The sequence below is a fragment of the Candidatus Photobacterium acropomis genome (assembly GCF_030685555.1).
Classification (GTDB): Bacteria; Pseudomonadota; Gammaproteobacteria; order Enterobacterales; family Vibrionaceae; genus Photobacterium; species Photobacterium lucens.
Genome location: NZ_CP131609.1, coordinates 166,556 through 179,600, shown reverse-complemented (window position 1 = coordinate 179,600; position 13,045 = coordinate 166,556). Strand labels below are relative to the sequence as shown.

The following is a 13,045-nucleotide window of genomic DNA, read 5'->3' as shown; positions in this document are numbered from 1 at the left end:
CGGCCTTGTCTTTTTTTATGGGATAAAAAGAGCATGTCGAACACAATTTGGATGGCATTAGGACTTGTGTTGGTGGTTGAAGGGCTTGGTCCATTATTGGCACCTCGCGGCTGGCGAGAAATGGTTAGCCAGTTAAGCCAACAAAATGATAATACTTTGCGACGTATTGGCGGCTGTTTAGTCGTTGCAGGAACTGTTATTGCGTATATGATGTATAGACAGATGTAAAATACATAAGCACACAATCGTGACAGTTAGCTTGCAGAAATGTTCCATATGGCTAAAAAATGACTGCAAGGTGAATGTTAAGGTGCTAGAATCCCTTTTTAACTACTGATAGATGAAGAAAGATGGCAAATAATGTAGTCGTTCTTGGCACCCAATGGGGTGACGAAGGTAAAGGTAAAATCGTTGACCTACTGACCGAAGATGCAAAATATGTGGTTCGCTACCAAGGCGGTCACAATGCTGGTCACACCCTAGTTATTGACGGTGAGAAAACTGTTCTTCACCTGATCCCATCAGGTATCCTACGAGACAATGTTAAATGCATCATCGGTAACGGTGTTGTGCTTTCTCCTGATGCACTTATGAAAGAAATGGGTCCACTAGAAGAGCGTGGTATCCCTGTTCGTGAGCGTCTATTCCTGTCAGAAGCTTGTCCACTTATTCTTCCTTACCACATTGCTCTTGACCAAGCACGTGAAGCAGCTCGTGGTAAAAAAGCTATCGGTACAACTGGTCGTGGTATCGGTCCTGCATACGAAGATAAAGTTGCACGTCGCGGTCTTCGCGTTGGCGATCTTTTCAATAAAGAAGCGTTTGCAGAGAAGCTTAAAGAAGTGATGGCTTACCACAACTTCCAACTTGAGCACTACTACAATGCTGAGCCTGTAAGCTACGAAGCTGTACTTGAAGGTGTGATGGCACAAGCTGATATCCTAACTTCAATGGTTATCGACGTAACTAAAGAACTTGATGACGCACGTCTACGTGGCGACAAGATCATGTTCGAAGGTGCACAAGGTACACTGCTTGATATCGACCACGGTACTTACCCGTACGTAACTTCTTCTAACACAACTGCTGGTGGTGTTGCTGCTGGTTCTGGTTTCGGTCCTCGTCACCTAGGTTACATTCTAGGTATTGCGAAAGCTTACTGTACTCGTGTTGGTGCAGGTCCTTTCCCGACTGAGCTATACGATGGTCTAGACAAGCAAGATCCAGTAGGTAAGCACCTAGGTACTGTTGGCCACGAGTTTGGTGCAACAACGGGTCGTCTACGTCGTACAGGTTGGTTCGATGCTGTTGCTATGCGTCGTGCGGTACAAATCAACTCTATCTCTGGTTTCTGTCTAACTAAGCTAGACGTACTAGATGGTCTAGAAGAGCTAAAAATCTGTACTGCGTACAAGACTAAGACTGGCGAGATCCTAGAAGTATCTCCAATGGCTGCTGACGAGTACGAAGGTCTAGAGCTTGTTTATGAAACAATGCCAGGCTGGAGTGAGAAGACTTTCGGTGTTAAATCACTAGAAGAGCTTCCACAAGCAGCACTAGATTACATCGCTCGTATCGAAGAGCTAACTGGTGTGCCAATTGATATTATCTCTACAGGTCCTGACCGTAACGAGACAATCATCAAGGTTCACCCATACGGTGAATAATCACTGATGTGAATTTGATAAAAACCAGCTTTCGAGCTGGTTTTTTTATGCCTGTTGCACAGATGAAGCATAATGCTGGAATTATGGGAGCAAGATCATCACGGCGAGAACGAAGTTAGCTAAAGTCTTTTGGTGATACGTCGATAAAGAATTATTCCTTAACCTGAGATCATGATAATGACGAAGCTTCCAATATTGCTTTTGGTCAGCCATTTATTGCTGCCTTCAGCTTATGCATTAAATGATGTGGGTGATGCTGTACCTGTTTATACCGATGACGAACTCATCAAGTTATTTGCAACCAATCAACATCTGCAAAAGGTAAAAGCAGATGATTGCCAATTAGTACAAGATATTAAAGCCCGCGCCGAGCGAGTTGAATCACCGTCTTATCAGTTTTTATATGGTGATATGTTAGCGTGGGGCGTTTGTGTCCCGAAAGACATTGAACAAGGCTTGTATTACATGCGTGAAGCCGCGCAGCAAGGATCGCCAGTTGCCTTGGAGCAGTTAGGACGTTATTACTCTCGTGGTATTTTACTGCAGCAAGATAGAGAGCGTGCTATCCCTTATCTTCGAGAGGCGGCAGCTCTGGGTAATATTAAGGCTCGATTGCAATTAGCTGAGCTATTGGTCTCAGATCATGGTAGCCCATTGGACTATGAAGATGCCTATCGCTGGTTGTATCAAACTACAACGGATAACCAATCTTTGTATCGTCAGCTTAAAAATTTACGCCATCGATTAGAGCAAAGAATGCCAGAGAATATTATTGCCCGAGCAAAGCAGCGCTCGACGCTATGGTAAGTATGGTTTCAATTGTTCAAGGTAGTAAAAAGCACAGCATAAGCTGTGCTTTTTTGTTTGACTTAAGAAGCTCTTAATATAAATTACAAAATCTTATGAGGACCAAAGCATTCGTAGTGAATACGATCTTCACTAACGCCTAATGCTAGTAGTTGCTTGGCGATGCTTTGCATGAAGCCAACAGGACCACAGAAGTAGAATTGCATCTTATCATCAGCAAGTTGTGCTGCCACTTTGCTAAGATCCATGAGTCCGTGGTAATCATAATCTTCAGCAGGAAGATCAGTATCAAGTGGTGCATTATACCAAGTCAGATATTGGATGTGAGCATGGTTTTCTGCTAGGGCTTTAACCTGTTTTTTGTAAGCATGCTGCACGCCATTTTCAGTAGCATGTAGCCAGTTAACAGGCGCTTGATGTTCGGTTAATGATTCAAGCATTGAAAGGGTTGGTGTTAAGCCGACACCTGCTGAAATTAAGGTCACAGGTGTTTCTGGTGTGACGTCTAAGAAGAAATCGCCAGCAGGTGCTGCGAGCATGATTTTATCGCCAATATTGATGTGATCATGTAGGTAGTTAGAGACCTTACCTTGAGCTTCACGCTTCACTGAAATACGGTACTGATCGTCTTGTGGTGCTGAAGATAAGCTGTATTGGCGAATTTCTTGGTTTTCTAGCTCATCGGCATTGAGATAAATCCCTAAGTATTGCCCCGGTTTGTAGTTCGCCACTTTACCGCCATCAGCTGGCTTAAAGGTAAAGCTGGTAATGTGTTCGCTGTCTTGCTGTTTGTTGGTCACGATAAACTCACGAGTACCACGCCAGCCACCTTCTTTATTGTTATTTTCTTGATAGATCTCTTCTTCACGATTAATAAAGATATTTGCTAGCACCCCATAAGCTTCACCCCATGCATCAAGCACTTCTTGTCCTGGTGATAACAGTTCATCAATGGTCGCCAATAGGTGAGTCCCAACAATGTCGTATTGCTCTGCAGTGATCAAAAAACTGGTGTGCTTATGAGCAATTTTTTCAACGGCAGGTAGTAGTACAGCGAGGTTGTCGATGTTATTAGCGTAGGCACATACCGCATTAAACAGCGCTTCTTGCTGACGAGAGGCAATATTGCCATCGCTAGTATGTTGGTTGCTCATGTTAAAAATGTCTTTTAGCTCGGGATTGTGGCTAAACATACGTTGATAAAAATGCTGTGTAACAACAGGGCCTGCTTCTGTAATGACAGGGGCTGTTGCTTTCACTATATCGATCGTTTTTTGACTAAGCATGAGCGCTTCCTTTAAAGGTGTATTTATAATATATGTTATAAGTTGTATCTGATCTGTATCTTTTAGTCAATAAGAAGATTAAAATAACAGCAGGAGGGACGATTGTGCAGTTAACCAGTTTTACCGATTATGGCCTACGCGCCTTGATATATCTTGCATCTTTGCCTGAAGGCGAATTAGCAAGTATTACAAAAGTGACTGAAACGTATAATGTGTCACGTAACCATATGGTTAAAATTATCAATAAATTAGGTCAACTTGGCTATGTTGAAACGGTACGCGGAAAGAATGGCGGTATTCGTTTAGGTATGCCTGCAAGAGCGATCATTATTGGTGATGTTGTGCGTGCTATCGAGCCATTACAAATTGTTAATTGCAGCGCTGACTTTTGTCATATAACACCTGCGTGTCGATTAAAGGGCATATTGGCAAATGCACGAGAAGCATTTTTAGCCGAGTTAGATCGCCATACTTTGTTAAGTTTGGTGGAAGATAACGCCCCCTTGCTGGATTTGTTAAATAGCTCTAACCAGTGATAGTTGATCATTTGGTATATATTCAGTTTGTTTATTCCTCCCAAAATTTAGTGGAACAGCAATGTTATTAAGGCTGTTCCCGTCTGATCACCTAAGAGCCAGATATACTTCAGGTATAGCTTGGCCTACAGGAAAAATATATGTCTAAAGGTACTACCGATTTACCGGTCGACCCTTTTCGCGATCGCGAAGCATCTAATTATGAAAACCCGATCCCAAGCCGTGAACATTTACTAGAAGTGATTCGTGGTTTTAGTACCCCGGTGAGTCGTGACCAGTTGTTTGCTGAGCTTAAGCTAGAAGGTGATGACCACTATGAAGGCTTACGTCGTCGCTTACGTGCGATGGAGCGTGATGGCCAATTAATTTATACGCGTCGTCAATGTTATGCATTGCCGGAGCGTCTTGATTTGATCAAAGGTTACGTGATTGGCCACCGTGAAGGTTTTGGCTTTTTACGTCCAGAAGGTTCATTAGGTAAAGATGACGATTTGTTATTACCTAATCACCAAATGCGCAGTGTATTGCATGGCGATTACATTTTGGCGCAAGCGGCAGGCGAAGATAAGCGCGGTCGTAAAGAAGCACGTGTAGTGCGTGTGCTGCAAGAAACCAAAGCACAAATTGTTGGCCGTTACTTCTTAGAAGACGGCATGGGCTATGTTGTGCCTGATGATTCTCGTATTGCGCAAGATATCATTATCCCGAAAGATGGCCGTTTAGGCGCACGTATGGGTAATGTTGTGGTAGTTGAGATCAATCAGCGTGCAACACGTCAACATAATGCAGTAGGTAGCATCGTTGAAGTACTGGGTGAAAACATGGCACCGGGTATGGAGATTGATATCGCATTACGTACTCATGATATTCCTCATGAATGGCCGTCAGAAGTTGAAAAAGAAATTAAAAATCTGACTGAAGAAGTGCCAGAGGAAGCGAAACAAGGTCGTGTGGATTTACGTCAATTACCATTAGTAACCATTGATGGTGAAGATGCACGTGACTTTGATGATGCGGTTTACTGTGAGCGCAACACCGATGGTGGCTGGCGTTTATGGGTTGCGATTGCTGATGTGAGCTACTATGTTCGTCCAAAATCAGCATTGGATAACGAAGCGGTGAAGCGTGGTAACTCGGTTTACTTCCCATCACAAGTGATCCCAATGTTGCCTGAAGTGCTATCTAACGGTTTATGTTCATTAAACCCACAAGTGGATCGCTTGTGTATGGTGTGTGAAATGAACATTTCAGAAACCGGTGAGCTAACAGGCTACAAGCACTACGAAGCGGTAATGAATTCACATGCCCGTTTAACTTACACCAAAGTAAGTAAAATGTTGGACGGTGATGAAGAGCTACGTGCTCGTTATGAGCCATTAGTGCCGCACCTTGAAGAGCTGTACAGCATGTATAAAGTGCTGAAATCAGCACGTGAAGAGCGTGGTGCGATTGAATTTGAAACGGTAGAAACCCAGTTCATCTTCAATGCGGATCGTAAGATCGATCGTATCGTGCCGGCAGTGCGTAACGATGCTCACAAGATCATCGAAGAATGTATGATTTTGGCAAACATTGCTTCAGCACGTTTTGTTGAAAAGGCCAAAGAACCTGCATTGTACCGTGTTCACGATACACCGGGAGAAGAGCGCCTACAGGGCTTTCGTGATTTCTTAGGTGAGCTAAGCTTACAACTTGGTGGTGGTTTAGAGCCAACACCTAAAGATTACGCAGAGCTTGCGCATGCAATCCAAGAGCGTACTGATCGTGAATTAATTCAAACCATGCTGTTACGCTCAATGAAGCAGGCAGTTTATCAAGGTGACAATATTGGTCACTTTGGTTTGGCATTGACTGAATACGCGCACTTTACCTCGCCAATTCGTCGTTACCCAGATTTAACCTTGCACCGTGCGATTAAATACTTAATTGCTAAGCAAGCAGGTAATACTGGTCGCAGTACTGCAACCGGTGGTTTCCATTACTCATTTGATGAAATAGATGCATTAGGTGAGCAATGTTCGATGACCGAGCGTCGTGCTGATGATGCAACCCGTGATGTGTCAGATTGGCTAAAATGTGAATACATGCAAGATCACTTAGGTGATGCATTTGAAGGCGTGATTGCCAATGTGACGGGCTTTGGTTTCTTTGTGCGCTTAAACGAGCTGAACATTGATGGCTTGGTACACATTTCAAACCTTGCGAACGATTACTACCAGTATGATCCAATTGGTCAGCGTCTGGTGGGTGATAGCTCAGGTGTTGTTTATCGCTTAGGCGATACCGTCAAAGTGAAAGTCGCATCAATTAACTTAAATGATCGCCAAATTGACTTTGATATTATTGGCTCAGAGCGTAAACAACGTGGTGCAGGTAAAACGGCGAAAGGTCGTGAGAAAAAGCAGCGTTTACGTAAAGCTGACGGTCTTCGTCGTCAAAGCATGAAAGTGTATAAAGTTGAAGGCGGTGAAGCGAAACCTGAAGAGCGCATTGAAGCAAAACGCGAACGTTCATCGGTACGCAAAAAGTTAAAAGAAGGCGCTATTCCTTTGGCTGACGAGAAGAAAAAGCCGAAGAAGAAAAAGCGCGGTAAGTCGGATGAAAAGCCGACCACAGAGCGTAAAAGAAGACCGACGAAAGCACGTAAGAAGAAAAAATCGCGTGCAGGTAAAGCAGAACGAGCAGCAAAGAAGAATAGTAACTCATGAGTAATGAAATGATTTTCGGCATCCATGCCGTTAAAGCCGTATTAGCTTCTGATCCAGCGCGCTTTATTGAAGTGTTTGCGCTAAAAGGCCGTCAAGATGAGCGCCTAATGCCAGTGATCAACGAGCTACAAATGCTGGGTATTACGATTCAAGAAGCTGGTCGTAAAGCCCTTGATGACAAAGTGAAAGGTGCTTCTCACCAAGGTATCGTTGCCCGTGTTCGTCCTGGTAAACAATACAACGAGAACGATCTTGATGACTTGCTTGCTGGTAAAGAAAACCCGCTGCTATTGATCCTAGATGGCGTAACCGATCCGCATAACCTAGGTGCGTGTTTACGTAATGCAGATGCTGCAGGTGCAATTGCTGTTGTGGTACCAAAAGATCGCTCAGCGCAGCTTAACGCGACTGCAAGTAAAGTAGCATGTGGCGCAGCTGAAATTGTTCCGCTAGTACGTGTGACGAATTTGGCGCGTACCATGCGTGCACTACAAGAGAAAGGCGTATGGATTGTGGGTACAGCAGGTGAAGCGACACATGATATTTACCACAGCAAACTAACAGGCCCTCTTGCTATCGTAATGGGCGCGGAAGGTGAAGGCATGCGCCGTTTAACCCGTGAAACCTGTGACGACTTGATCAAAATCCCTATGGCGGGTTCGGTATCAAGCCTTAATGTTTCTGTGGCATCTGGTATTTGCTTATTTGAAGCTGTACGTCAGCGTAGCTAACAGTATCGTTGCTCACATAGAGTGAGATAGCGTGATAAACACCCTTGTTCAAGAGATTGGATAAGGGTGTTTTTGTTGGTCTGTACAAACAGTCAAGATAACTTGCCAGCTGAGCGTAAAAACCTCGGTAGGTTGAGTAGAATTGTCTTGCTTCGGTTGATCATTCTCTGTACTATCCGTTGTCCAAATTCTCGGTTCTTTTTTTAGTTCCTTGCTTCCCCAGGATAACCGAGCCGTTAAGGGAAGCTGAATAATCCGTAAGGAGCAACCAATGCGTCATTACGAAATCGTATTCATGGTGCACCCTGATCAAAGCGAGCAAGTTGCTGGCATGATCGAGCGTTACACTGCTGCTATCAAAGATTCTGGTGGTCAAATTCACCGTCTAGAAGATTGGGGTCGTCGTCAAATGGCTTACCCAATCAACAAACTGCACAAAGCACACTACGTTCTAATGAACGTTGAAGCTGAGCAGTCTGTAGTTGACGAGCTTGAGTCAAACTTCCGCTTCAACGACGCAGTGATCCGTAACATGATCATGCGTACTAAAGGCGCTATCACTGAGCCATCTCCAATGATGAAGGCTAAAGAAGAGCGTTTCACTAAGCGTGAAGATCGTGCAGAAGCACAATCTGAAGGCGAAGCAGCTGCTGAGTAATTTGTATCAATGACCAATCGTCTGGAGTTAGTTGGCACTATTGCTAAAGAACCCAAACGAAGCCAATCTCCTGCGGGCATTTCTCATTGTCACTTTGTGCTTGAGCATCGCTCGATACAACAGGAAGCCGGCTTACCACGTCAAGTATATTGTTATATTAACGTGGTAGTCAGCGGCAACGGTCAACAAGTACTCACTCAAGATTTAGCTATCGGAAGCAATGTTAAGGTAGGAGGTTTTATCTCTTATCAAACCGGCCGAAATGGCATTGGTAAATTAGTATTGCATGCCGATCACATTGACATAATTTAGATCAGGAGATAGCCCATGGCTCGTTTCTTCCGTCGTCGTAAATTCTGCCGTTTCACTGCAGAAGGCGTACAAGAGATTGACTACAAAGACGTAGCAACTCTAAAAAACTACATCACTGAAGCTGGTAAAATCGTACCTAGCCGTATCACTGGTACTCGCGCTAAATACCAACGTCAGCTAGCTCGCGCTATCAAGCGTTCTCGTTACCTAGCACTTCTACCATACACTGACAAGCATCAGTAATCGGTAGTAGTTTTTAGACTTTTATAGAGGACAAGATAATGCAAGTTATTCTACTTGATAAAATCGCTAACCTAGGTGGCCTTGGCGACCAAGTTAACGTTAAAGCTGGCTACGCTCGTAACTTCCTTATCCCACAAGCTAAGGCAGTAATGGCAACTAAAGCTAACGTTGAAATGTTCGAAGCACGTCGTGCAGAGCTAGAAGCTAAAGTTGCTGAGCAACAAGCTGCTGCTCAAGCTCGCGCTGAAGCATTAAACGCTCTAGAAGCAGTAGTTATCGCTTCTAAAGCTGGTGACGAAGGTAAACTATTCGGTTCTATCGGTACTCGTGACATCGCTGACGCTGTAACTGCAGCTGGCGTTTCACTAGTTAAGAGCGAAGTACGTCTACCTGAAGGTGCACTACGTACTACTGGCGAATTCGAAGTTAGCGTTCAGCTAAACTCTGATGTATTCGCAACTGTTAAACTAAACGTTGTTGCTGCAGAGTAATAGCTTTTAGCTTTAATAGAAAAAAACCAGCCTTCGGGCTGGTTTTTTTGTATCTGCATTTCGGCAAACCTTCAGCTGTCTCGTACTGATTACATGCTATAGATCAAGCTGACAATTGTACTGGAATCGAAATTCTTCATGTTGGCTGGTACCCAAGTGTAATAGGTATAGTTAAAGCCAACACTTAAGCCTAGATTATCGGTAATGGAATTGGTGACAGACAAATCGTTTTGGATTGTGGTGTTACTTTTACCTGCGACCACATTGATTTTATTGTCCAGTGTTAAGGTTTTCAGTGGCTTCCATGACATGGTGACAGAGCTTTGTAATACCCCTTCATTCACCACTTCTGGTTTGACAATATCACCATCAATTTCATCCAGATTCGGATCTTGGTGACGAAAGCCCGGACCGATATCGATCAAGGTTTGGAAAGTCTCGTAGCTAAATAAGCGGTAACCGATACCGGCAGAGACTAAAGAATCCACATAGTAAGGACCATAACGGTCATCAATATAACTACCATTGGCATATAGGTAGTAACCATCTCGGATCATCATTTGGGATTTTAGATTAGTCGAGATTTTACGCTTATCTTCTTCACCGTTTTTCTTCGCCATTAACAGACTGGTATCGGCATCGGTTTTGTAACGTCCGTTGATGTATTCCAGATTGTAATTAGCATTTAAGGTTTGTGAATCGGAGTTGCCTGCTAGTGAGGTAAAGCCTAAGCCAACTTCACTTTTAAAATGCGTGGGCGAGGTATCTTCAGTGTCTTGATCGTCAGCAGCATAAGCTGCCGTATTGGCAAGCAGCAATAAAGTCAGTAGGTATCTTGCCAAAGTTCCTCCCACGGCAGGTCGTCGAATAAGCATGATTGATGATAAGCATTGTGCGTCCGCATTCTAACTCAAATTTGTCAGCTTTTGGTTAGGAATCGTTGTGTTCAACTACCAGTTAATTCAAAAAGGCGCATAATTAATAGCAGAGAGGTTTGATAAGAGTCATACGTTTATGACTGCTCAGATCCGAATGGATGAGGTATACTAATACGCTTCATTCTTGTTCTTGGCTAATGCGCAATTTCTATGGCAGATAATAGTAAACCGAAAAAACCTAAAGATAACCAAATGGACGCCATTAAGATGCCGCCTCATTCACTAGAGGCTGAGCAATCTGTTCTTGGTGGTTTGATGTTGGATAACGAAAAGTGGGACATGGTCGCTGAAAAAGTGGTGGCTAATGATTTCTACAGTCGTCCACACCGGATTATCTTTCAGGCTACGGCTGCACTATTAGAAGCCGGCCAACCGTTAGATTTAATTACCTTATCTGAGCACCTAGAGCAATCTAGTACGCTTGATGATGTCGGTGGCTTTGCTTATTTAGCAGAGCTTGCGAAAAATACTCCGTCTGCGGCAAATATCTTAGCCTATGCTGATATTGTGCGTGAGCGTGCACTTATTCGTGACATGATTGGTGTAGCGAACGAAATTGCAGATGCTGGTTATGATCCTCAAGGCCGCACCAGTGAAGATTTGCTGGATATGGCGGAGAGTAAAGTTTTTGCGATTGCGGAACAACGTACTAACGATAAAGAAGGTCCGCAAAACGTTGATACGATCTTGGAAAAGACGTTAGAGCGTATCGAGATCTTATACCAATCCCCACAAGATGGTGTCACCGGTGTATCTACAGGCTTTACTGATCTGAATAAGAAAACCGCAGGCTTGCAAGGTTCAGATTTGATCATTGTGGCAGCGCGTCCATCAATGGGTAAAACCACTTTTGCGATGAACTTGTGTGAAAACGCTGCGATGGAGCAAGAAAAGCCAGTGCTTATCTTCTCATTAGAGATGCCCGCAGAGCAGATCATGATGCGTATGTTAGCGTCACTATCACGCGTCGACCAAACTAAAATTCGTACCGGTCAATTAGATGATGAAGACTGGGCACGTATTTCATCAACAATGGGTATTCTGATGGAGAAGAAGAATATGTACATTGATGATAGTTCTGGTCTGACACCGACGGAAGTTCGCTCTCGTGCACGTCGTATTGCCCGTGATAATGGTGGTTTAAGCCTTATCATGATCGATTACCTTCAGCTTATGCGTGTGCCGGGTCTGCAAGATAACCGTACTTTAGAGATTGCCGAGATCTCTCGCTCATTAAAAGCTCTTGCGAAAGAATTAAACGTCCCGGTTGTTGCGCTATCGCAGCTTAACCGATCGTTGGAGCAACGTGCCGATAAACGCCCTGTTAACTCAGACTTACGTGAATCCGGTGCGATCGAGCAGGATGCCGACTTAATCATGTTTATTTATCGTGATGAGGTTTATCACGAAGACAGTGCCCTAAAAGGGATCGCTGAAATTATTTTAGGTAAGCAACGTAATGGTCCTATCGGTACTGTGCGTTTGACCTTCCAGGGCCAGTTCTCTCGCTTTGATAACTATGCTGGCCCAGCTTACGACGAAGAGTAAGCGTTAGAATATTATTTAGGATTTTGGATGAAAGCTGCAACCGCGCATATAGATACCGACGCTTTGGCTCATAACCTGAGCCAGATCCGTCAACAAGCACCGAACAGTAAAATTTTAGCGGTCGTTAAAGCAAACGCTTATGGACATGGACTACTGCGAGTAGCCCAAAGCCTGACTAATGTTGATGCCTATGGTGTTGCACGTATTGAGGAAGCCTTAATGTTACGTGCAGGTGGTGTGGTAAAACCTATCTTGTTATTAGAAGGTTTCTACGCACCAAGTGATTTGCCAGTCTTAGTGACCAATAATATTCATACTGTGGTGCACTCCATTGAGCAATTGGAAGCATTAGAGCAAGCCGAGCTCGATAGCCAAGTGAAAGTATGGGTAAAAATTGATACTGGTATGCACCGTTTAGGTGTGCGTCCTGAAGATCTAACTGATTTTATGGCACGCTTAAATGCCTGTGAAAATGTTGCAAAACCGCTACGTTTTATTAGCCACTTTGGCAATGCTGATGATTTAAGCTCAGACATTACATTGCAGCAGTTAGACACCTTCTTAAACTTAACTAAAGATTACCAAGGTGAACGATCGCTAGCGGCATCTGCGGGTATTCTGGCATGGCCTGATAGCCAACTTGAATGGATCCGCCCAGGGATCATCATGTACGGTGTGTCACCTTTTAATGAGCCTGAGCGTTATGCATCGGCTTATGATTTAAAGCCAGTAATGACATTGACCTCAAGTATTATTGCGGTTCGCGATGTGAAGAAAGGGGAAAAAGTCGGTTACGGTGGTATCTGGACCAGTGAGCGAGACACCAAAATGGGTGTGATTGCGATTGGTTACGGTGATGGTTACCCACGTTCAGCACCCAATGGCACACCCGTTTTGGTTAATGGGCGTATTGTACCAATGGCAGGTCGTGTTTCTATGGATATGCTAACGGTAGATTTAGGCCCTGATGCGCAAGATAAAGTCGGTGATACTGCCATTTTATGGGGTGAAGGGTTACCTGCTGAAATCGTTGCAGAGCACATTGGCACCATTGCTTATGAGCTTATTACAAAATTAACCCCACGAGTTGCGATGGCATACACATAACAACTCAGCGTTG

Annotated in this window: 14 protein-coding genes; 12 read left to right on the top strand and 2 right to left on the bottom strand. The window is 44.0% G+C overall.

What is annotated here, in order from left to right; genetic code table 11:
- Positions 1 to 33: 33 nt before the first annotated feature.
- From Q7657_RS07355 to motX, 3 genes are all read left to right on the top strand, one after another.
- A complete protein-coding gene (locus Q7657_RS07355; protein WP_008986092.1) occupies positions 34 to 228 on the top strand; it encodes a DUF2065 domain-containing protein in 195 nt (64 codons plus the stop codon).
- 122 nt (positions 229 to 350) lie between these two features.
- Entirely contained in the window at positions 351 to 1,667 is a 1,317-nt protein-coding gene (locus tag Q7657_RS07350; protein WP_008986093.1) for an adenylosuccinate synthase, read from the top strand.
- Positions 1,668 to 1,835: 168 nt separating this feature from the next.
- Complete coding sequence (gene motX / locus Q7657_RS07345) at positions 1,836 to 2,474, top strand: flagellar protein MotX (RefSeq protein ID WP_392397302.1); 639 nt, start codon at positions 1,836 to 1,838, stop codon at positions 2,472 to 2,474.
- Between the two features lie 83 nt (positions 2,475 to 2,557).
- Here motX and hmpA read toward each other — a convergent pair whose 3' ends face one another.
- Positions 2,558 to 3,760: an NO-inducible flavohemoprotein gene (gene hmpA, locus Q7657_RS07340; protein ID WP_107167403.1), complete on the bottom strand. Its 1,203-nt coding sequence runs from the start codon at positions 3,758 to 3,760 to the stop codon at positions 2,558 to 2,560.
- Between the two features lie 104 nt (positions 3,761 to 3,864).
- Here hmpA and nsrR point away from each other — a divergent pair, with 104 nt between their 5' ends.
- From nsrR to rplI, 7 genes are all read left to right on the top strand, one after another.
- Positions 3,865 to 4,296 carry a nitric oxide-sensing transcriptional repressor NsrR gene (gene nsrR / locus Q7657_RS07335; protein ID WP_053986430.1) on the top strand — a complete coding sequence of 144 codons (432 nt, stop codon included), beginning with the start codon at positions 3,865 to 3,867 and terminating at the stop codon, positions 4,294 to 4,296.
- Positions 4,297 to 4,436: 140 nt separating this feature from the next.
- Positions 4,437 to 7,004 carry a ribonuclease R gene (rnr, locus tag Q7657_RS07330; RefSeq protein ID WP_107167402.1) on the top strand — a complete coding sequence of 856 codons (2,568 nt, stop codon included), beginning with the start codon at positions 4,437 to 4,439 and terminating at the stop codon, positions 7,002 to 7,004.
- The gene (gene rlmB / locus Q7657_RS07325) at positions 7,001 to 7,735 is read left to right on the top strand and encodes a 23S rRNA (guanosine(2251)-2'-O)-methyltransferase RlmB (RefSeq protein ID WP_008986098.1); all 735 of its coding nucleotides are present in this window, start codon (positions 7,001 to 7,003) and stop codon (positions 7,733 to 7,735) included. The genes rnr and rlmB overlap by 4 nt, the downstream gene beginning before the upstream one ends.
- A 271-nt stretch (positions 7,736 to 8,006) precedes the next feature.
- A complete protein-coding gene (rpsF, locus tag Q7657_RS07320; RefSeq protein ID WP_053986427.1) occupies positions 8,007 to 8,393 on the top strand; it encodes a 30S ribosomal protein S6 in 387 nt (128 codons plus the stop codon).
- A gap of 9 nt (positions 8,394 to 8,402) precedes the next feature.
- Positions 8,403 to 8,705: a primosomal replication protein N gene (gene priB / locus Q7657_RS07315; RefSeq protein ID WP_053986426.1), complete on the top strand. Its 303-nt coding sequence runs from the start codon at positions 8,403 to 8,405 to the stop codon at positions 8,703 to 8,705.
- A gap of 15 nt (positions 8,706 to 8,720) precedes the next feature.
- The gene (gene rpsR / locus Q7657_RS07310) at positions 8,721 to 8,948 is read left to right on the top strand and encodes a 30S ribosomal protein S18 (RefSeq protein WP_002539422.1); all 228 of its coding nucleotides are present in this window, start codon (positions 8,721 to 8,723) and stop codon (positions 8,946 to 8,948) included.
- 38 nt (positions 8,949 to 8,986) lie between these two features.
- On the top strand, positions 8,987 to 9,439 hold the full coding sequence (gene rplI, locus Q7657_RS07305) for a 50S ribosomal protein L9 (protein ID WP_008986101.1): 453 nt from the start codon (positions 8,987 to 8,989) through the stop codon (positions 9,437 to 9,439).
- An 89-nt stretch (positions 9,440 to 9,528) separates the two neighbouring features.
- Here the strand turns inward: rplI and Q7657_RS07300 are convergent, their stop codons facing one another.
- Positions 9,529 to 10,281: a DUF481 domain-containing protein gene (locus tag Q7657_RS07300; protein WP_008986102.1), complete on the bottom strand. Its 753-nt coding sequence runs from the start codon at positions 10,279 to 10,281 to the stop codon at positions 9,529 to 9,531.
- Positions 10,282 to 10,527: 246 nt separating this feature from the next.
- Between Q7657_RS07300 and Q7657_RS07295 the strand changes: the two genes are divergently transcribed.
- Both Q7657_RS07295 and alr read left to right on the top strand, forming a co-directional pair.
- A complete protein-coding gene (locus Q7657_RS07295; RefSeq protein WP_008986103.1) occupies positions 10,528 to 11,925 on the top strand; it encodes a replicative DNA helicase in 1,398 nt (465 codons plus the stop codon).
- 27 nt (positions 11,926 to 11,952) lie between these two features.
- Positions 11,953 to 13,032: an alanine racemase gene (gene alr, locus Q7657_RS07290; RefSeq protein WP_107167401.1), complete on the top strand. Its 1,080-nt coding sequence runs from the start codon at positions 11,953 to 11,955 to the stop codon at positions 13,030 to 13,032.
- Positions 13,033 to 13,045 lie beyond the last annotated feature (13 nt).

Bases quoted from the DNA above. Each gene is read 5' to 3' on its own strand.
- Q7657_RS07355 (WP_008986092.1), top strand. From the start codon at position 34: ATGTCGAACACAATTTGGATGGCATTAGGACTTGTGTTGGTGGTTGAA.
- Q7657_RS07350 (WP_008986093.1), top strand. From the start codon at position 351: ATGGCAAATAATGTAGTCGTTCTTGGCACCCAATGGGGTGACGAAGGT.
- hmpA (WP_107167403.1), bottom strand. From the start codon at position 3,760: ATGCTTAGTCAAAAAACGATCGATATAGTGAAAGCAACAGCCCCTGTC.
- rnr (WP_107167402.1), top strand. From the start codon at position 4,437: ATGTCTAAAGGTACTACCGATTTACCGGTCGACCCTTTTCGCGATCGC.
- rlmB (WP_008986098.1), top strand. From the start codon at position 7,001: ATGAGTAATGAAATGATTTTCGGCATCCATGCCGTTAAAGCCGTATTA.
- rpsF (WP_053986427.1), top strand. From the start codon at position 8,007: ATGCGTCATTACGAAATCGTATTCATGGTGCACCCTGATCAAAGCGAG.
- priB (WP_053986426.1), top strand. From the start codon at position 8,403: ATGACCAATCGTCTGGAGTTAGTTGGCACTATTGCTAAAGAACCCAAA.
- rpsR (WP_002539422.1), top strand. From the start codon at position 8,721: ATGGCTCGTTTCTTCCGTCGTCGTAAATTCTGCCGTTTCACTGCAGAA.
- rplI (WP_008986101.1), top strand. From the start codon at position 8,987: ATGCAAGTTATTCTACTTGATAAAATCGCTAACCTAGGTGGCCTTGGC.
- Q7657_RS07295 (WP_008986103.1), top strand. From the start codon at position 10,528: ATGGCAGATAATAGTAAACCGAAAAAACCTAAAGATAACCAAATGGAC.
- alr (WP_107167401.1), top strand. From the start codon at position 11,953: ATGAAAGCTGCAACCGCGCATATAGATACCGACGCTTTGGCTCATAAC.